Below are 330 nucleotides of genomic sequence, written 5' to 3' on the forward strand. Positions count from 1 at the left end.
TTTTCAAATTTATATGTTACTGTTGCACCACTTCTTGATCTATCTGTTATTGTTGTTAAAAAAGAAATTATTTTACCATTTTCATCACATTTAGCAAAATAATATCCAGGTGATGAACTAAAAGTTTGTCCATTTAATTTTTTCAATTCAAATGGAATATCATTTTGCTCTTCTAATTCAGTAGTTATAACAAATTTTTTATTTAATATCTCATACTTTATATTATATTTCTTCAATTTGTTCAAATTTACTTTATATTCAAATTGCATTTTATTCGTTGAGGATTCTGATAGTTTGCATATTTTAGTATCTCTCAATATACCAAATAAA

1 pseudogene is annotated in these 330 nt (G+C 22.7%); it reads right to left on the reverse strand.

What is annotated here, in order from left to right:
* Nucleotides 1-236 (reverse strand): annotated as a pseudogene (locus KGF39_RS19630) (hypothetical protein); the annotation flags it as partial.
* Nucleotides 237-330: the final 94 nt, after the last annotated feature.

The sequence above is a fragment of the Clostridioides sp. ZZV14-6345 genome, from assembly GCF_020657775.1.
Classification (GTDB): Bacteria; Bacillota; Clostridia; order Peptostreptococcales; family Peptostreptococcaceae; genus Clostridioides; species Clostridioides difficile_D.